The 18,328-nt window shown below is 61.6% G+C and carries 14 protein-coding genes and 1 pseudogene; 12 read left to right on the top strand and 3 right to left on the bottom strand.

Going from position 1 to position 18,328, the window contains the following annotated elements; all coding sequences use genetic code 11:
* Window positions 1-7: 7 nt before the first annotated feature.
* Together ACMGGN_RS07810 and ACMGGN_RS07815 are read left to right on the top strand one after the other, a co-directional pair.
* Window positions 8-1,576 (top strand): GumC family protein, encoded by a 1,569-nt coding sequence (locus ACMGGN_RS07810; protein WP_115274614.1) that lies wholly within the window; start codon window positions 8-10, stop codon window positions 1,574-1,576.
* 12 nt (window positions 1,577-1,588) lie between these two features.
* Complete coding sequence (locus ACMGGN_RS07815; RefSeq protein ID WP_046785988.1) at window positions 1,589-2,395, top strand: CpsD/CapB family tyrosine-protein kinase; 807 nt, start codon at window positions 1,589-1,591, stop codon at window positions 2,393-2,395.
* 66 nt (window positions 2,396-2,461) lie between these two features.
* Here the strand turns inward: ACMGGN_RS07815 and galE are convergent, their stop codons facing one another.
* From galE to ACMGGN_RS07830, 3 genes are all read right to left on the bottom strand, one after another.
* Window positions 2,462-3,424 carry a UDP-glucose 4-epimerase GalE gene (gene galE, locus ACMGGN_RS07820; protein ID WP_119687156.1) on the bottom strand — a complete coding sequence of 321 codons (963 nt, stop codon included), beginning with the start codon at window positions 3,422-3,424 and terminating at the stop codon, window positions 2,462-2,464.
* 75 nt (window positions 3,425-3,499) lie between these two features.
* A complete protein-coding gene (locus tag ACMGGN_RS07825; protein ID WP_119687155.1) occupies window positions 3,500-6,100 on the bottom strand; it encodes a glycosyl hydrolase family 5 in 2,601 nt (866 codons plus the stop codon).
* A 4-nt stretch (window positions 6,101-6,104) separates the two neighbouring features.
* Window positions 6,105-7,631 carry an O-antigen ligase family protein gene (locus ACMGGN_RS07830; RefSeq protein WP_115274617.1) on the bottom strand — a complete coding sequence of 509 codons (1,527 nt, stop codon included), beginning with the start codon at window positions 7,629-7,631 and terminating at the stop codon, window positions 6,105-6,107.
* A gap of 94 nt (window positions 7,632-7,725) precedes the next feature.
* On the opposite strand from ACMGGN_RS07830, the gene ACMGGN_RS07835 reads away from it, so the two are divergent.
* The 10 genes and pseudogenes from ACMGGN_RS07835 (at window position 7,726) to ACMGGN_RS07880 (ending at window position 18,259) form a co-directional block, all read left to right on the top strand.
* A complete protein-coding gene (locus ACMGGN_RS07835; RefSeq protein ID WP_115274618.1) occupies window positions 7,726-9,102 on the top strand; it encodes an oligosaccharide flippase family protein in 1,377 nt (458 codons plus the stop codon).
* A 259-nt stretch (window positions 9,103-9,361) separates the two neighbouring features.
* Window positions 9,362-10,818 (top strand): annotated as a pseudogene (locus ACMGGN_RS07840) (GMC oxidoreductase); the annotation flags it as partial.
* A gap of 122 nt (window positions 10,819-10,940) precedes the next feature.
* Window positions 10,941-11,558, top strand: a complete 618-nt coding sequence (locus ACMGGN_RS07845) for an acyltransferase (protein ID WP_046785994.1) — start codon at window positions 10,941-10,943, stop codon at window positions 11,556-11,558.
* Window positions 11,551-12,507 (top strand): glycosyltransferase family 2 protein, encoded by a 957-nt coding sequence (locus ACMGGN_RS07850; protein ID WP_046785995.1) that lies wholly within the window; start codon window positions 11,551-11,553, stop codon window positions 12,505-12,507. The genes ACMGGN_RS07845 and ACMGGN_RS07850 overlap by 8 nt, the downstream gene beginning before the upstream one ends.
* 8 nt (window positions 12,508-12,515) lie before the next feature.
* Complete coding sequence (locus tag ACMGGN_RS07855) at window positions 12,516-13,040, top strand: serine O-acetyltransferase (protein WP_414156643.1); 525 nt, start codon at window positions 12,516-12,518, stop codon at window positions 13,038-13,040.
* 61 nt (window positions 13,041-13,101) lie between these two features.
* Window positions 13,102-14,076: a glycosyltransferase gene (locus tag ACMGGN_RS07860; RefSeq protein WP_237858596.1), complete on the top strand. Its 975-nt coding sequence runs from the start codon at window positions 13,102-13,104 to the stop codon at window positions 14,074-14,076.
* A gap of 10 nt (window positions 14,077-14,086) precedes the next feature.
* Window positions 14,087-15,043 (top strand): VirK/YbjX family protein, encoded by a 957-nt coding sequence (locus ACMGGN_RS07865; RefSeq protein WP_125923704.1) that lies wholly within the window; start codon window positions 14,087-14,089, stop codon window positions 15,041-15,043.
* A 79-nt stretch (window positions 15,044-15,122) separates the two neighbouring features.
* Window positions 15,123-16,325 (top strand): glycosyltransferase, encoded by a 1,203-nt coding sequence (locus ACMGGN_RS07870; protein ID WP_346640537.1) that lies wholly within the window; start codon window positions 15,123-15,125, stop codon window positions 16,323-16,325.
* Entirely contained in the window at window positions 16,322-17,509 is a 1,188-nt protein-coding gene (locus tag ACMGGN_RS07875) for a glycosyltransferase family 2 protein (protein WP_251962569.1), read from the top strand. Before ACMGGN_RS07870 ends, ACMGGN_RS07875 begins: the two co-directional genes overlap by 4 nt.
* Window positions 17,510-18,259 (top strand): WecB/TagA/CpsF family glycosyltransferase, encoded by a 750-nt coding sequence (locus tag ACMGGN_RS07880; RefSeq protein WP_046786000.1) that lies wholly within the window; start codon window positions 17,510-17,512, stop codon window positions 18,257-18,259.
* The last annotated feature ends 69 nt before the right edge of the window (window positions 18,260-18,328 follow it).

Below are 18,328 nucleotides of genomic sequence, written 5' to 3' on the forward strand. Positions count from 1 at the left end.
GGCCACCATGAAAACGGACTACGAGCTTTCCCTTAAAGATTACATCGCCATCATCAAGGACCGCGCCTTGTTGCTGGGGGTGAGCATCGTGGTCGTGATTGCGGCAACCGTCGGGGTCGCCGTCTCGGTGCCGCCCCTTTATCAGTCGACCGGCACCATCCTGGTGGAGTCGCAACAGATTTCGCCAGAGCTGGTCTCGGCCAACAACAACAGTTTTGCCGATGAGCGCATCGAGGTCATTCGTCAGCGCGTCATGACCCGCGAGAACCTGCTGAAGATCATCGACAAGTACAACCTGTTCGCCGACAAGGGCAGGCGGTTCAGTGAGACCGACAAGATCGAGCAGATGCGCAGTGCAATCGTCGTGGCCACGCTCAGTACCTACGTCAAAGGGCGTGGCGAGGCGACGGTCGCGTTCACGGTTTCCTATGAGGACAAGCGCGCTGAAGTTGCCAAGGAAGTGGCCGACGAACTGGTGACGCTGTTTCTCAACGAAAACATGAAACAGCGCACCGAGCGCGCAACCGAGACCACCGAATTCCTTACCCAGGAGGCGAACAAGCTGGGCGCCGAGCTGGCTGCGCTCGAGAACAAGCTGGCGGATTTCAAGCAGGCGCACGCCAATGCCTTGCCTGAGAACCAGCAGTTGCGCATGAGCATGTTGTCGCGTTCGGAGTTGGAGTTCCGCGAGGTCGATCGCGACTACAAGGCCGCCCAGGAAGAGCTGCGTTACCTCGAACTGGAGCTGGCGGCCGCCAATGCGGGGGTGCCCGCGCAGGCGGCTGGCGGCAGGCCTGCCTCGGCGGACCAACCACAGGACCTGGCCAGCCTCAAGGCCGAGTATGCCCGGCTGTTGACCAAATACACCCCGGCGCACCCCGATGTGGTGGCCGTCAAGCGCAAGATCGACTTGCTCAAGGCCTCGGGCGAGAAGGGCATCGCCGCTGCGGCGGCCATGAACCTCGATGCGGCCAGGGTACGTACCAAAATGGCGGCTACGCAGTCGCGCATCGCATCGCTTGCTGAACAGAAACGTCAGCTGACGGCCAAAATGGAAGGCTATGAGGCCGATATCCTCGAAGCTCCGCAAGTGGAGCGCGGCCTGGTAACACTGATGCGTGACCATGACAACGCACGCAAGAAGTATGAAGAAATCCGCGACAAGGAAATGGGCGCGAAGATCACCGAAAGTCTGGAGCAGGAAAACAAGGCTGAGCGCTTCGTGTTGCTGGAGCCACCCTTGATGCCGGAAAAACCGGTCAAGCCCAACCGCAAGAAAATTGTCGCCCTTGGCCTGGTGTTGGCGCCGGCAGTGGGCGGCGCGCTGGTGATGCTGCTGGAAATGCTGAACCAGCGTATACGGGGTGTCGGTGCGCTGGAAAGCGTGCTGGGCAAGCGGGTGCTGGTGGCCGTGCCGTACATTTCCACGCAGGCCGATGTGGCCAGGCGCCGCAAGTGGCGGGTGCTGCTGGTCATCGGCGGGTTGTTGCTGGTTGCTATGCTGATGGTGGTCGTCCATGTGTTCTACATGCCACTGGACCTCTTGCTGTTTAAAGCTATGGCTCGGTTTGAATAGGGAAGCGCAGCGATGGACAGAATTACGCCGGCTATCGGAAAGAACATTCATCAGGTTTCTCCCACTCCCGCTGAAACGCCAAAGGCGGCGCCTGTGTCGGAGCAGCCCGAAGCCTTGGGGCAATTCGATTACGTGCAGACCAAGGTGGTGCCGCTGCGTGCGGAGCATTTGGAACGCAACCGGATCGTCTCCTACAACAAGAACTCGAACATGAGCGGGGCCATCGACCTGCTGCGCACGCAAGTGCTGCAGGCCATGGAAGAAAACGGCTGGCGGACTTTGGCGATCACCTCGCCGACACCCGAGGCGGGCAAGACAGTGCTGGCGGTCAACCTGGCCATGAGCATCGCCCACCACACCACCAAGACCGCGCTGCTGGTCGACTTCGACCTGCGTCGTCCAAGGGTTGGCAGCAGCCTTGGCCTGCCCATGGACAAAGCGCTGAACGAGCTGCTCAAAGGCGAGGCCTGGCTGGAAGAGGTACTGGTCAACCCGACCTTGCCGCGGTTCGTGGTGCTGCCCACGCGTGAACCGATACCGATGTCTACCGAGATGTTGTCATCGCCCAAGGTCAACAGCCTGATCAGCGACCTGCGCGACCGCTACGACTCGCGTATCTGCATTTTCGATCTGCCACCGCTGTTGAGTTCCGACGATGCATTGACCGTCTTGCCGAAGTTCGACTGTGTGCTGCTGGTAGTTGCCAACGGGGTGAACAGCAAGAAGGATATCGAAGACTGCCTGCATCATCTGGCGACGGCGAATTTGATCGGGGCGGTATTGAACAAGGCGGATGAGCAACCGCGGCCTTACTACTGAGCCTTTGATTGCTGATGCAAGGAGCTGGCTAGCCATGCTTGCTCCTTGCTTGCTATTGCGCTCACGTCATTGCCAGGGGTACTGAAGCTCCCAGTCCCAGGCGTGCCGCACAATCTGCTCCAGTGAATCGAACCGTGGCTGCCATCCCAGCACCCCCCTGGCCCGGGCAGCATCGGCAACCAGCCTGGCCGGGTCGCCATCGCGGCGCGTTGCCTCGACCACGTTGATCTGCCGCCCGGTCACGACCCGGGCGGTATCAATCACTTCCTGCACCGAAAACCCAAGGCCATTGCCCAGGTTGAACGCCGTACTTGCGCCGCCGGCCAACAGGTAGTCCACCGCCAGCGCGTGTGCCGACGCCAGGTCGGCCACATGCACATAATCACGGATACAGCTGCCGTCGGGTGTGTCGTAATCATGGCCGAACACGGTGATCGCCTCGCGCCGACCAGAGGCCGCCTGCAGGATCAACGGGATCAGGTGGGTTTCCGGTTCGTGGCATTCACCCAGCGAACCTTCCGGGTCGGCGCCCGCGGCATTGAAGTAACGCAGGCACACCGACCGCAATCCGTAGGCACGGTCGAAGTCCTGGAGGATCTGCTCCACCATCCACTTGCTGCGCCCGTAGGGATTGATCGGCGCCTTGGGGTGCTGCTCATCGATGGGGATGTACTGTGGGTCGCCGTAAACGGCTGCTGTAGAGGAGAAGACCAAGTGCCTGATCCCGGCTCGCACCATTGCATCGAGCAGGGTCAGCGTGGCGGCGACGTTGTTCTGGTAGTACTTGCACGGGTCGGTGACCGATTCTGCCACCTGGATGAACGAGGCAAAATGGAAAACGGCGTCGAAGTGGCAGTCGTCGAACAGCGCATCTAGCGCGAGCGCATCAGCGATATCCAGCTCGACCCATTCGATATCAGGGCCGGTGGCCACGGTATCCGCTACCACCACTTCGTGCCCTGCGGCCAACAGGTGCTTGACCATGTGTGAGCCGATATAGCCTGAACCCCCGACAACCAAGTACTTCATCCAATCCTCCTGGAACAGAAGCAGCGTCGAATGCCTGGAATACAGGTCTGAATTGACTCTAGATGGCGATATGCCCTATTTCAAGAAAAGCCAGTTGGTCATGCTGCGCCCGTCGAAACGGATGATGTAGCGCCCCTCTTGGTAGGACGACGCCAGCACCTGCTCCTGCCCATCGGCCGTGCGGCCGTAGAGTTTCAAGCCTGCTGGCGCCTTGACACTCAGGGTGCCTTCGAGCGGCTCGACGTGAAACGGAGTCATGTCGTCGGGGCGGGGCACAGCACGGGTACCCAGTGAAATCAGCAGGCTGCGCGATTGGTTGAGCGGCTTGGTATCCAGGCTTTGTACCACCACGCTGGCATACGCGGTTTTCAGCTGCAGCTGGATGTCGCCAAGGTCCATTGCCTGGCCACCCAGCCAGCCGGTCGCGGCCTGGGTCGAGGGCGTGTCAATGGTGTAGACGCCCTGTTGCCAGTTGCGCCGCAGTTGCCCGGTATCGGTGACCGACTCGCTGGCGTTGGCATCGAGCAGTGAGTGGTCTGGGTCACGCAGCACCTGCGCATCGGCCGGGATGGCGCTGGCCTGTAGCCACGGCAATTGCGCTGTCTGGGGCATGGCGATCTGCAGTTGGCCCTTTTCCATGGCGGTGCGCAGCAGCACCGAGGTATTGGGTGTGATCGGCCTGTTGAACAAGGTGTCTGGAGTGGGTGCGAAGACGTAACGGGTTTTTGCCAGCTGCACGTCCTCGCGGCGATAGAGCAGGGCGGCGGCAGGCAGGGTGGCCATCAGCGCCGGGTCGTTGTAGGCATTCCAGTTGTCTGCGCGGCGCCACTGGCTGAAGAAGCCCTGCTGGCTGTAAGCGTATTGCATGATTGCGTCCCAGCCCTGGTGGCTGGCCGTCGCTGCCACGTACAGCGGCAATGAGTGGCGGTCAGGCAGCGGGAAGGGTTCGGCGTTCCACTCGGTGACCGTCATCGGCAGCCCCACCACTTGAGCGGCGCCGAGCCAGTCGATCATGCCGTCGCTGGTCAACGGGTTCTTCTCCAGCTGCCCGATGCCGCCATAGCTGTGGGCATCGATGACGTCACCCGTGGTCAGCGACGGTAGCGAGGACAAGCCGTTGCCGCCCCAGGTGCTGGTGGTGGAGATGGGTACCTTGACCCCGATGTTGCGCAGGTCCTTGATCATGTCAGCGAAAACGCGGTGCTCCAGGTCGTTGAGGAACAGCTTGGAGGGGCCGTGCTCCCAGGCACGCCAGGTCTTGTCCGCCGGCAGGTCCTGGCGGGCGGCGAAGGCCTTGGCTTCGTCCATGTATAGCCGGCTGTGGCGGGGCACACCCTTGTCCGGCAATAGCGCGTTGCCAAAGTGCTGGGTGATGTCGTTTTCGTTGGTGAGCAAAATGGCCGCGATTGCCGGGTCGTCCTTGTAGGCAAGCCCTGTATAGCGGTTGACGTGGGTCATGTAGCGTTCAGCGAAGCGCTTCATGGCCTGGGCAATGGTGACGTTGACGTAGGCATAGCCCTTTACAGCGGCAACCCCTTGCTCTTTGGGCAGTTCATCGAAGGCGTAAATGTTGTCGTTGGCGGTCAGGATGCGTGACACGTTCATGTCGAGCCAGACATACACGCCTTCGTCCTTGAGGCATTTGATCCACCAGTCGATCTTCCTTAGCGCTTCGGCGTCGAGTTGCTCGGTGTTCTTGAGCTGGGTGAGATCGCCGAAGATGTTCGGGCTCACCCACGGGGAGTCGTGGTGGTGCAGCCTTACCAGGTTGAAGCCCAGTGCCGATAGACGCTTGGCCTGCGCCTTGATTTCCTCGTCAGGCGTTTTGAACAGCGCATAAGCCGACAGGTTGGTGCCCCAGAAGCGCGCCGGGGTGTTGTCGGCAAACACCAGTTGTTCACCGGATGCTTTGACGAAACCACGTTTGCCGGCTGGTATTTCCCCCGCGTTGAGGAACGACAGGTCCACAGGTGACGTGCGCCAGTCCAACTGGTCATCCGGCCATTGCGTGGGGTCGGCCAGGCCGAAGCGTTCGCTGGGCGTGGGCCCTATGGCAATATCCCCGGCAACGGTCAGCACCGCCTTGATCTGTTGGCGGCCAGGCAGAATCGGGTCGGTGTAGAAGAAGGTTCGCACCTGGCTGGTATCGCCCCGCTCGAAATAGACCTTGGCCAACGGGGGATCGAAGCGCATTTGCACACGTGGCCCGCCGCTGTTCTTGCCCCAGGCCCAGCCGCGGTTGCCGGGCAACAGCACCGGGTCGCCCATTTCCCCGGCGATCAGCGCCGGGTCGAAGCGCCAGACGATGCCGCCGCCCATCACATCGGCCTGCTTGCTCTGTGCCTGCAGGTCGAAGTGCCAGGTCAGGGTTTGCCCCTGGTCCTTCTGGATATCGGCTTTCAGGTCGAAATCAAGGTCCTTGTTTCGCCCCGTCAAGGTGTAGCGGTAAGGCCCCTGAACCTTGAGTGTCGGGTAGAAGCCCGTCCAGCTCCAGTCTTCACCCCAGAAGTCGAAGCTTGAGGCAAAGGCAGGGCCGCCTCCGCGCGTCAGGTTGGGCAGGCCGTTCTGTTCGTCGACGCTGACGACCCACTCCGAGGCCATGCCGGCCAGCGGCAGCATCAGCAGGCCAACCAGTGCCGTTGCCCGGGTCAAGGGGCAGAATGAAGTGTCGGTCATTGAACTACCTCGGTTGCAGGCTGGCGTTGGCAGGGTGTTCGGCATCGGCGAAAGCGTGCCTGCGGACCATCTGGATGTAGGCGATGCCGAGCCCGGCAATCGACCAGTACACCACCGGGATTACCGTGATGCTGCTTACCGTGAAAATGGTCACCAGGATGCCCAGCAAGGTCGCCAACAGCACCCTGCCGAGCTGGCGGTAAGGGTCACTCTTGTCGGGGAAGGTACGCATGCTCTTGTTGATGCCCATCAGAACGCAGGCGAAGAACCCCACGAACAGCGCCAGCCCTACCAGGCCGATCCTAAGCGCCAGGCCGATGTAGGTGTTGACGATGTCGATGATGCCCTCGCCCTGGATCATCGATTGCATTTCCGGCGTGTTGCGGAAATCGAACGATCCGAACAACGGGTAGCGCTGAATGACGATCCACGAATTGTCGAGCAGACGCTCGCGGTAGGTTATGTTCTCATTGTCCACGCTGCCGATGAACGGCAGCAGGTCGAGGATCTTTTCGCCGCCGGGCACGATGGTCAGCAGCGGAATGCTCAGCACCCCTGCCAGTGCGAGCAGGGACAGGCGCGTGACTGCACGCTTGCCCATGGCGATGAACACGACAATCATCACCACCGCGCCCACCCAGGGGCCCCGTGACAGTGGCGCAAACAGGCCGGCGGCCAGCAGCAAGGCCCCAAGGGTGCGCTGCAGCTGGCTGCGCACGAAGCCCTGCACGAACAGGAACAGACCAATCGCAACTGTGATCACATAGCCCAGGGCAATGGCCTGGCCGGCGGTGACGCTGGCGCGCAACGAACCGCCCCGGCTCAGGTAGCCTTTCATGCTCCACTCCACACCCAGGGCGTCGAGCAACGCGTTGTACAGCAGCCAGTGGCGCGCGTACTCAGCGACGGCCAGCAGCGACAAGACCAAAGCGGCAATGACGAAGGCCAGCATCGCGTCCTTGAAGTCGCTCAGCTCCCTCAACCCGCGGCTGGCGACGTAGTAGGGCAAGAACACGTCGACATACAAGTACACCGCCTGGCGCAGGGTATCGGTAATCGTGGTCTCGCGCAGGTACAGCAGCCCCATCAGCAACAGGCTGGCGGCCAGCAGCTTGTCGGCCCACAGGCGGCCGAAACGCAGCGTATCGCTCTGCTTGCTCAGCACCAGTGCGGCGGGGAGCAGCACGCACAGGGTCAGGATGCGCTGATGGTTCAGCTCGATCAGGTAGTTGACCACGCCAAAGCCGGGCACCTCTTTCGACGCGGGCGGTATGACGAACAGCAACAGGAAGAACAGCGCCATGGGGTTGCGCTCGCGGCGCCTGGCCGTGAGCAGCATGACGGCGGCAACGGCGGTGTAGATCCAGTAGCTGTGCGCAAAAAAGGCCACCAGTGTCAACGCGAACCACAGGTTGCGGCGGCGCTTGAAATCGCTCTCGGCAATCAGGTCCTTTGCCGGGCTGCGTGCGAGAAAGAACACCACGCAAGCCAGGAACAAAATGACGATCAGCGCACGTAAATGTTCGGGCATGGGAGAGGTCACCTGTCCCCGGGTGGATGGGCACTAGCATCATGGCTAATTGAAACTATAGTGACTTCTAGCCATTCAGTCAGAGATTCAAGTCATGCCGTCGATTGATGTGCAAGCACCTGCCAGTCTGCGCAAGCGTGCCATGGGCGCAGGCGCATGGAACCTGGTCTCGCTGGTGGCCTCGCAGGTGCTGCGCTTGGGCGGCAACCTGATCATGGCGCGGATACTGCTGCCGGAAATGTTTGGGGTGATGGTCATTGCCACCACCGTTTCTGTGCTGCTGCACCTGCTGTCCGATGTCGGCCTGCGGCAGAACATCATCCAGAGCCACCGCGGCGACGACCCATTGTTCCTCAACACCGCCTGGACGGTGCAGATCGTGCGCGGCTTTGTGCTGTTCGCGCTGACGCTGCTGCTGGCCCTCGGCGCCTGGTGGGCGCAACTGGCCGATCTGTGGCCGGCGCATTCCACTTATGCAGCGCCAGAGCTGCCGCTGGTGCTGGCGGTGACCGGCATTTCAGCGATCATCTGGGGTTTCCAGTCCACCAAGATAGACGTCGCGGTACGCGCCTTCCAGCAAAAGCGCGTGGTGCTGATAGAGCTCGCATCGCAGGTCGTCGGGCTGGTCACGATGCTGGTGATCGGCTATTTCACCCGGTCCATCTGGTCTTTGGTGGTCGCCGGCCTGGCCTCGGCGCTGGTTGGCACGTTACTGGGCCATTTCGCCTTGCATGGCCCGCACAACCGCCTGCAATGGGACCGTGCAGCGCTCACCGAACTGATCGTGTTCGGGCGCTGGATACTGCTGTCTTCGATGGTCGGGGTATTGGCCATGTATGGCGACCGCATCTGGTTCGGCGGCACGATGACGGTGGCGCAGCTTGGGGTGTATTCCATTGCCGTGCTGATTCTCGGGTCGATCCAGACCGGCTTGCTCAAACTGGTCGGGTCAGTGGCGCTTCCAGCCTTCAGCGAAGCGGCCAGGGCCGGTGACCAGGCGCGCCTGAAAAAACTCTACTTCCACTTCAGGCTGCTGGTCGATCTGGTCATGCTGTTCCTGTGTGGCGGTTTCCTGACTGCCAGCCCGCTGCTGATCGGCTGGATGTACGATGAGCGCTATGCCGACGCAGGCCCGATGCTGGCCATCCTGTCGCTGTCGTTCTTCACCTTGCGCTATACCTTGGCACATCAGTTGTGGATCGCTTTGGGCCATACCAAGTACCAGGCGATGGACAACATCATCCGGCTCGTCTCTTTGTGGGCACTGATACCGTTGTTGCTGGCCATTGGCGGAGTGAAATACGCCATATGGGGGGCCGCTCTGCATACCTTCCCGACGCTGGCACTGATCGTCTATGTCAATTCCAAGCTGAATATCTGGAGTATGAAGCGTGAACTTGTGGTGCTACCGATGATTGCGGTCGGCGCATTGTGTGGCTTCCTGATCACGCGTTTGTTCGACTGGCTCTGAAGCCTTCCCGGCAGGCTGCACATAACGATACCGGGCTAGATAAAATCAACGGCATAGGTCTTGTGATCATGGGGAAGCTACAGTTTCTTGATCGGCAATCGGGTCGCCGCGGCTTTCTTCGCAATGGCGTGTTGCTGGGTGTCGGCGTAGCTGTTTTCGGTATCGTCCCTGGCGCTGGGCGCAAACCGGCGGAAAAGGGCGGGTTCGTTGTGATTAACGGCTGGGTCTTGCCTTCGGAATACTTCAAGGACGGTCGAGCATGATCAAGGACTTCGAGGCTGAGAAAACCCTGCGCGAAGCCTACGACGTGTGCATCATCGGTGCCGGCCCGGCCGGCATCACCCTGGCCCTGCAGATGGCGCAGGCGGGGTGGAGCGTGGTGCTGCTCGAGGGGGAGGGCGTGAGTATGAGCCGCGCTCGCAGGAACTCTACGCGTGCACCTCGACCGGCCTTGAGCTGTATGCCGAACAGACGCGCCTGCGTTACCTGGGCGGCACCTCCAATCATTGGGCAGGCCGTTGCCGCCCCTTCACTTCGTCCGATTTTGCCGTAGCGCCGCCTGTCGGCCTGCCAGGCTGGCCGATCGACTATGCGCAGATCGAGCGCTACCTGCCGGCGGCCATGGCGATCGTTGACCTGCCGCACGGGGCTGGCTTTAAAACCGTGAACACCGGCTTGAACGGTGGCGAATTCGATGCTGACTGTTTTCTGCTGAGCCCGCCAACACGGTTCGCGCAAAAGTACGCATCGGCGCTCAACGAGACGCCCGGGCTGGAGGTGTTCATCAACTGCAACTGTGTCGACCTCGAATTCGATCAGGCTTCAGGGCAATTGAAGGCAGCGGTGGTGTCCGATTACGACCAGCATCGCGAGCGTGTCGCGGCCAATCAGTTCGTCCTGGCGATGGGGGCGATCGAGAATGCCAGGCAATTGCTCAACAGCGCTTCGCTGGTGGGTGCTGGCGTGGTGAAAAAGGAGGGCCTGACCGGGCGTTGCCTGATGGAACACCTGAACATCGACTTGGGTACCTTCATACTCAAAGATGGCTTGGGCACCGAGCCGCGCCAGTATTACACCACTGATGCATTCGTCGCTGAGTACCATGCCGGCAAGGGCAATGTTTCCGCTACGGTGCTCTCCGATGTGCAGACCTACGGCAGAACGGCCGAGGTCAAATACTTTCTGGAAACCCTGGCGTGTCAGATGGGGCTGGCCAGCAAGATCGAGTTCGTCGCCAAGTTCAGTTGCCCCGGCGATGGCGTCATGACCACGATGATCGAACAGTTCCCGGATGCACAAAGCCGCATTTCGCTGCTTGACGAAACAGATGAGCTGGGCGTGGCCAAGGTCAATGTCAATTGGGTACTCAGTGCCACCGACAGGCATACCATCAAGTGCATCGGCGCTGAACTGGCCAAGCAGTTCGCCCAGGCGGGGCTCGGCTTCGTCAAGCTCAACGATTTTGTCTATGACACCGAGTTGCCCCTGAAACTGTCGCCCCATGCCCATCACATGGGCACCACACGCATGGCGGCATCCCCCGAGTTCGGCGTGGTCGACGCCAACTGCAAGGTGTTCGGCAGTGAAAACCTCTATATAGCGGGCAGCAGCATTTTTGCCACAGGTGGCGCCTCGAACCCGACGATGCCGCTGTTGCAGTTCGCACTCAGATTGGCCGACCACCTCGATACGAAGATGAAGGCGGCCAGTGGGGCAGTTGTTCGAAGGGATGAGCAATGTGGGGAAAGGGTTGAGCGCGATACGGTCAGCATAAAGAAGAACGAGACCGGTTCGCCTCAGGGACAGTCCAGGACCGCTTGACGTGCGAGGGTAGCAGAATGATTGGATGGATACGCAATGCCATGACGCAGTATGTCTACTCAACAGGACGGGGAGGCTCGGCTTACAAGAAATTCTGCAACCCGACGCCCTTGGAGTGGGGTACCTACCTGGCACGGTGGGGCAAATTCCACTCGGTGGGCAGCAATGTCTATATCAATTGCGGCTGCAATGTCACCGACCCCACTCTGGTACGCATCGGTAGCAATGTGGGCCTGTCGGACTGCACCTTGATCGGCCACGACGGTGTGGTTGCGCTGATCGAGATCTGTTACGGCAAACACCTTGATTCGGTCGGCTACATTGACATCAAGGACAACTGTTTTGTCGGGCATGGTGCGATCGTCATGCCGCGCGTGACCATAGGGCCGAACGCTGTGGTCGCTGCAGGCGCTGTCGTCACCAAGGATGTTCCACCCGGCACGGTGGTCGGGGGCAACCCGGCCAAAGTCATCTGTACGACTGAAGAACTGATCAGCCGGGTCGAGGCGCGCTGCAATGCCTACCCCTGGATCGAGACGGTCAAGCAACGCAAAGGTGCTTACGACCCGACCGTGGAACCTGCGCTGGCACGCCAACGCAGCGAGTATTTCTTCGGAGACGGCAGCAATGGATAGCAAACCCGTCGACGTGATGGTCGTCAATTTCAATACCGCATCGTTGCTGCAGCCGATGTTCGATGCGCTGCGCCAAGCCGGGAGTGAACGGCTGGCCAGTTACCTGGTAGTGGACAACGCATCCGTCGATGATTCGGTGCAGCGCCTGGCCGAGGTCTGCCCGGAAGCTGTGCTGCTGAGCAACACGCATAATGTCGGCTTTGGCCGCGCCAACAACCAGTTGCTGGCGCACCTGCAGGGCAAGTACGCGCTGCTGCTCAACACCGACGCCTTCGTCGCTGCTGACAGCCTGCAAAAAACCGTCGATTACATGGACGCGCACCCGGACTGTGGCGTTCTGGGCGTGCGCCTGGTGGGGCGCGACGGTGACCTGCAACCCAGTTGCCGCTACTTCCCCACGCCCTTGAATGTGTTTGTCGCGCGTACCGGCCTGGGGCGCTTTTTCCCCGGGCTGAAGATGGTCGACGAGATGGCCTGGGACCATGCCTCGGTGCGTGAATGCGACTGGTTGCCGGGCTGCTTTTACCTGGTGCGCCGCGAGGTGCTCGATCAGGTGGGCCTGTTCGATCCGCGCTACTTTCTTTATTACGAGGAAGTCGACCATTGCAAGCGAGTGAAGGAGGCCGGTTGGAAGGTGGTGTTCTACCCGCACACCACCGTGGTGCACATTGGCGGGGAAAGCTCCAAGTCGGTCGCCGAACTGGAGGCTGCGAGCCGGCAGATCTCCAGCTACCAGATCGAGAGCGAGCTGCTGTACTTTCGCAAGCACCATGGCGTGCCGGGCTTGATCCTGCACATGCTGCTGGTGAGCCTGGGTGACCTGGTGCTGGCGCTCAAGGCATTGCTCAAGGGGCGAGGCTGGGGCGCGATCAAGGCTTGTTGGCTGCACACGCGCGCCACCTGGTCACTGTTGCTCAAGACCCAGTTTGCCAGCCAACCCACACGGTAGGTGAAGCCATGTTCCAGAACATACGCGCGGACTTGCGTGCACACGGTGGAGATTGGGGTGCCCAGGGCTTCTGGGTACTGCTGGTCTATCGTTTTGGCCGCTGGCGCTACGGCGTGCGGCCGGCACCTTTGCGTAAAGTGCTGTCGTTCGTCTACAAGGTGCTGTTCAAGTTCGTACAGATCATCACCGGCGTCGAGTTACCGTGTGAAGTGGTGATCGGTCGCAACTTCGTCATCGACCATTTCGGCGGCATCGTCATCAGCGGCTATGCGCGATTCGGTGATGACTGTCGGATTCGCAATGGTGTGGTGGTCGGCCTGAAGAATGTCAATGAACCGATTGCGCCCATCTTTGGCAACAACGTCGATATCGGCGCCGGGGCCAAGGTGCTGGGCAACATTCGCATCGGCAACAACGTGTCGATCGGCTCCAACGCTGTAGTGTTGATCGATGTGCCGGACAATTCACTGGCTGTGGGCGTGCCAGCGACCATCAAGGCCCGAAAACCCAGCGAAACGATGGAGTTCACATGAGCCAGGCAATGGCTGACCGTACCCGGGGTGGTTCCCTCAAGCGCTGCGAGTGAGGCTCAAGGTGACAGGCATTGGAGTGGTGGTTATCGGCCGTAACGAAGGCCTTCGCCTGGAACGCTGCCTGGCGTCGCTGACGGGGCGTGCGGACAAGGTGGTGTACGTGGACTCAGGCTCCACGGACGGCTCCGTGCAACGAGCATCGGCCTTGGGCGTCGAGGTGCTGACGTTGGACATGACCATACCTTTCACCGCCGCGCGTGCACGCAATGAGGGTTTTGCCTGCCTGCAAAAGGCCCTGCCTGCAGTACGCCATGTGCAGTTCGTCGATGGCGATTGCGAAGTGCATGCCGGCTGGCTCGTCACGGCGCAAGCCTTTCTCGACACCCACCCGCAGGTGGCGGTGGTGTGTGGGCGGCGCCGCGAGCGCTTTCCCCAGCACTCTGTCTACAACTGGCTGTGTGACCTGGAGTGGGATACCCCGCTGGGGGAAACCAAGGCCTGTGGCGGTGATGCGCTCATGCGTGTCGATGCCTTCGTGGCCGTCGCAGGTTATCGCTCTGCACTGATCGCCGGGGAAGAGCCCGAACTGTGCGTGCGGCTGAGGGCGGCCGGCTGGAAGGTCTGGCGCCTGGCTGCTGAAATGACCCTGCACGATGCCGCCATGACGCGCTTCGGCCAGTGGTGGCGGCGCAGCGTACGCGCAGGTTATGCCTATGCCGAGGGCGCCTCACTGCATGGCGCACCGCCGGAGCGGCATTGGCTGCGCGAGTCGCGCCGTGCATGGGTTTGGGGCTTGGGCATTCCACTGCTGGTCGCGTTAGCAAGCATCTGGATGGGCCTGTGGGCACTGGTACTGCTGCTGGTCTACCCGCTGCAGATGCTGCGCCTGGCGCGCCGTGGCGGTAGGTCGGCGCGTGAAAACGCAGTACAGGCGGTATTTCTGGTGCTGGGCAAATTCCCGGAGATGCTGGGCCAGATGAGGTTTGTGCTGAACAGGTTCACGGCCGGTAACCCGGCGTTGATCGAGTACAAATGAGATGCCTAATATGCTCGGATCGTTAGCCAGAAGCGTATTCACCTTGCAACCCGGCTATTCGCTGCGGGCGTTTAACAACAAGTACAAGCTGGCCACAGCAATGATCAGGCAGTGGCCGGACTTGCGCACGTTCATGCAGCGCATGTCAGGTGCGCTGGGCAACGAGCGCTTCGCCAGGCTGGGCGTGGACTGCATCGGGGTGGTGCAGTGGCCCTACATCAGCAAATGCTGGGACGCCCGTGAACGGCTCGATGTGGTGGCATCGCACTATGAAGTGGTCGCCAGCCATTGCCCGGCACTGTTGCTGTTGGAGCGCGAGGAGCGCCAGGTTGTCTGCGACCTGTCCGCCTACTCCAACGGGTGCACCCTGGTGCTGGATCGGCCCATCTGGTTCAAGCGGGAAGGGGAGTTGGTGATCAACCTGTTCCAGGCTGACCTGCGTGTGGCGTCGCTGGCGTTCACGCTGTGCCGCACAGAGGGCGAGCTGTGCCTGTTCATTGGTGCCGTGCAGGGCATCCATAAAGGCATCGACAGCGAAACCTCGCTGAACATCTACCGCGACCTGACCAAGGATTTCGAAGGGTTGCGCCCCAGAAGCTTTCTGCTAGAAGCCCTCAAGTGCCTGGCCAGAGCGGCCGGGGTCGCCCGCATCTATGCTGTCGGCGATCAGTGCCGGCACCACCGTCACCCGTATTTCGGGGTTGAGAAGGCTCAGGACCTGGCAGCCAACTATGATGTGATATGGCAGGAGAGCGGTGCCGAAACGTCGGAGCGTGAGGACTTCTTTGTGGTCCCCCTGGCAGCTGCCAGGCGTAACCTGGAGGACATCGCGCCGAAGAAACGGGCCATGTACCGACGGCGTAACGCGCTACTGGACGACGTTTTCGCCAAGATAGAAGCAGCACTGCCCGGCACCGCCGCGCAAACAGAGCTGCCGTTGCATCCTCAGCTAGCCTGTAGTCAGTGAGCCACAGCATGAGGTAAAGGTCAGGGCGTCGCAGAAGCGGCCCGACCCTATCAGTAAACGGATTTCGATTTGGGGGCGTATGCGCATTGCTTATTTCATCAATCAGTATCCCAAGGTCAGTCACAGCTTCATTCGTCGCGAAATTCTGGCGCTCGAACGTCAAGGCATGGAGGTTCAACGCATCGCCCTGCGTGGCTGGGACGCCGAGTTGCAGGACGATGAAGACATCGCCGAGCAGGGCAAGACCCGCTACGTGCTGCAAGGGGGCGTCAAGGGCCTGCTCAAACCGATGCTGCAGGTAGCGCGCGCCGAGCCGCGGCGTTTCATGTCAGCGTTGCGCCTGGCGTTGCGCATGGGGGTGCGCGCCGACCGACCCTGGCCCTATCACCTGGTCTACCTGGCTGAAGCCTGCCGTGTCGTGCAGTGGTTGCAAGGCGCTGCTGCTGAGCACGTGCACGCGCACTTTGGCACCAACTCCACCGAAGTGGTCATGCTGGCCAACGCGCTCGGTGGCCCCCGCTACAGCTTCACCGTGCATGGCCCCGAGGAGTTCGACAAGCCGCAATTCCTGCACATGGATGAGAAGGTCCGCCGCGCAGCATTCGTCGCTGCGGTGAGCTCCTACGGGCGCAGCCAGTTGTTTCGCTGGGTGGCACATGAGCACTGGGTCAAGGTGAAGGTGGTGCATTGCGGCCTGGAGCGCAGTTTCCATGAAGGTTCGGCCATTGCGCCCCCGGCAACGCTGCGGCTGGTGTGCGTAGGGCGGCTGTGCGAGCAGAAGGGCCAGCTGCTGCTGCTCGAAGCAGCCCGGATCCTGCTGGCCAAGGGCGTAGCGTTTGAACTGGTGCTGGCCGGCGACGGTGAAATGCGTGAGCAGATCGACGCGTTGATCGCCCGCCATGGCTTGCAGGCACAGGTGCGCGTCACTGGCTGGATCAGCAGCGCCCAGGTACGTGAAGAAATCCTGGCCGCCCGCGCACTGGTGCTGCCGAGTTTCGCCGAAGGGTTGCCGGTGGTCATCATGGAGGCCATGGCCCTGCGTCGGCCGGTATTGACTACCTATGTGGCCGGCATACCCGAGCTGGTTCGGCAGGGGGAAAACGGTTGGCTGTTCCCGGCAGGCGAAGTGCAGGAGTTGGCTGCGGCCATGGCCGATTGCCTGGCGCAGCCTGCCGAAGCCCTGCAGCGGATGGGGCAAGCGGCTTACGAGCGCGTGCTCCAGCGCCACGATATCGATACCGAAGCGGCCAGGCTGGTTCGCTATTTCAAGGCAATTGCATGATTACTTTATTGAGTTGGCTGCTGGGCATCGTGGCACTGCTTGTGCTTCTGCCGGTACTGGTGCTGTTGGTCCAGGTGCTGTTGGCCTGCCTGCCGGCGCGGCCGGTGCCACAGCCCAAGGGCGCACGCCCACGGGTGGCGGTGTTGGTACCGGCGCATAACGAGGCGCTGGTCATCGAGTCGGCACTTGCGGCCATCGGCGCGCAATTGCGCGAGGGCGACCAGTTGCTGGTGGTGGCGGACAACTGCACCGACGATACCGCCGCACTGGCGCGTGCTGCCGGTGCGCAGGTGATCGAGCGCCAGGACGCGCACCTGCGGGGCAAGGGCTATGCGCTGGACTACGGTGTACGGCATCTGGCGCACAACCCGCCGCACGTGGTGCTGATCATCGACGCCGATTGCCAGGTCAGTGCCGGTGCCGTCGAGCGCTTGGCACACTGTTGCATCGAGGCCGGCCGGCCTGTGCAGTCCCTGTACCTGATGCATGCGCCTGCAGGCGCCGGGCTGAAAGTGCAGGTCGCCGAATTCGCCTGGCGCGTGAAGAATCTCGTGCGCCCGCGTGGATGGGCTCGGGCAGGCTTGCCGTGCCAGTTGATGGGGGCGGGCATGGCGTTCAGCTGGCAGGATGTGACCGCGGCCAACCTGGCGACCGGCCATCTGGTCGAAGACATCAAGCTGGGCCTGGAGCTGTGCCGCGATGGTAAACCGCCGCTGTTCTGCCCGGCTGCTACGGTCACCAGCCAGTTCCCGACCAGCCAGGAAGGTCTCACCAGCCAACGCACCCGCTGGGAACATGGCCATCTGGGGCTGCTCCTGACGGAGGGCCCCGGTTTGATTCGTCGCTCGCTGACGCAGGGTAACTGGCCTTTGCTGGCCATGGCCGTGGACCTGCTGGTACCGCCGCTGGCGCTGCTGGCATTGGCCATGATGGTGGTCTTCAGCGTGGCATGGCTGGCATTTCTGTTCTTCGGCATTTTACTGCCGGCAGTGCTTGCCACCGTCAACCTGGTGCTGTTGGTGGCCGCTGTATTGTTGGCCTGGTGGCGCTTCTCGCGTGAGGTGATCCCGTTTTCCGTATTGCTGTATGCCCCGTTCTACGCGGCGAAGAAGATTCCCCTGTACCTCGGTTTTCTGCTCAAGCGCCAGGTTGAATGGGTGCGCTCGAAACGGGATGACAACTGAATGGACGCATGGCCCTGGTTGCAACGCTGGAAGACAATCATCGGCAAGCTGCGCGTGGTCGATGACGCGGCTGATGAGCAGAAGGTGCTGCAGGCACTGAGCGCTCCGCGAACGGCAACGGTGCTCGGCTTCGTCAATGCCCATGCCATGAACCTGGTGGCTGCCAACCCCGACTATTGCACAGCGCTGGCGGCAGCGGACGTGCTGCTGCGCGACGGCTCCGGCATCGCGATACTGTATCGGCGCCTGGGGCTGGCGCCCGGGCTGAACATGAACGGCACCGACTTCATTCCCGAACTGCTCGCAGCTTACAACGGCAGGCGGGTAGCGTTCTGGGGCACCCAGGAGCCGTATCTGAGCCAGGCAGCCGAACAGGGTGAAGCGCTTTACGGGGTTAATGTCGTGTCGCTGCATGACGGTTTCGCCAGTATCGACACCTACATTGATCTGGCGCGCCAGCAGCAGCCGGAGCTGATCGTGCTGGGCATGGGCATGCCCAAGCAGGAGAACGTCGCGGCCCGCCTGGCTGAACTGGGCAGGCCCTGCCTGATCGTCTGCGGCGGAGCGATCCTGGACTTCATGGGCGGCAAGGTCACCCGGGCCCCGGACTGGTTACGCCGGTTGGGCGGCGAATGGGTGTACAGGCTGAGCAGGGAACCCAGGCGTCTGTTCGTGCGCTATGTGGTCGGCAACCCACTGTTCCTGCTGCGGGCGCTGCTGTGCAGCAAAGCGACCCTGCCAGAACCCTGAGCGAGGAGGATTCAGCCCCGCACGGGCTGCCGGGTACTGCTACAGTGATATCAAGCGGCGTGGGGTGGC

It is taken from the genome of Pseudomonas sp. BNK-30 (genome assembly GCF_047456185.1).
Classification (GTDB): domain Bacteria; phylum Pseudomonadota; class Gammaproteobacteria; order Pseudomonadales; family Pseudomonadaceae; genus Aquipseudomonas; species Aquipseudomonas putida_E.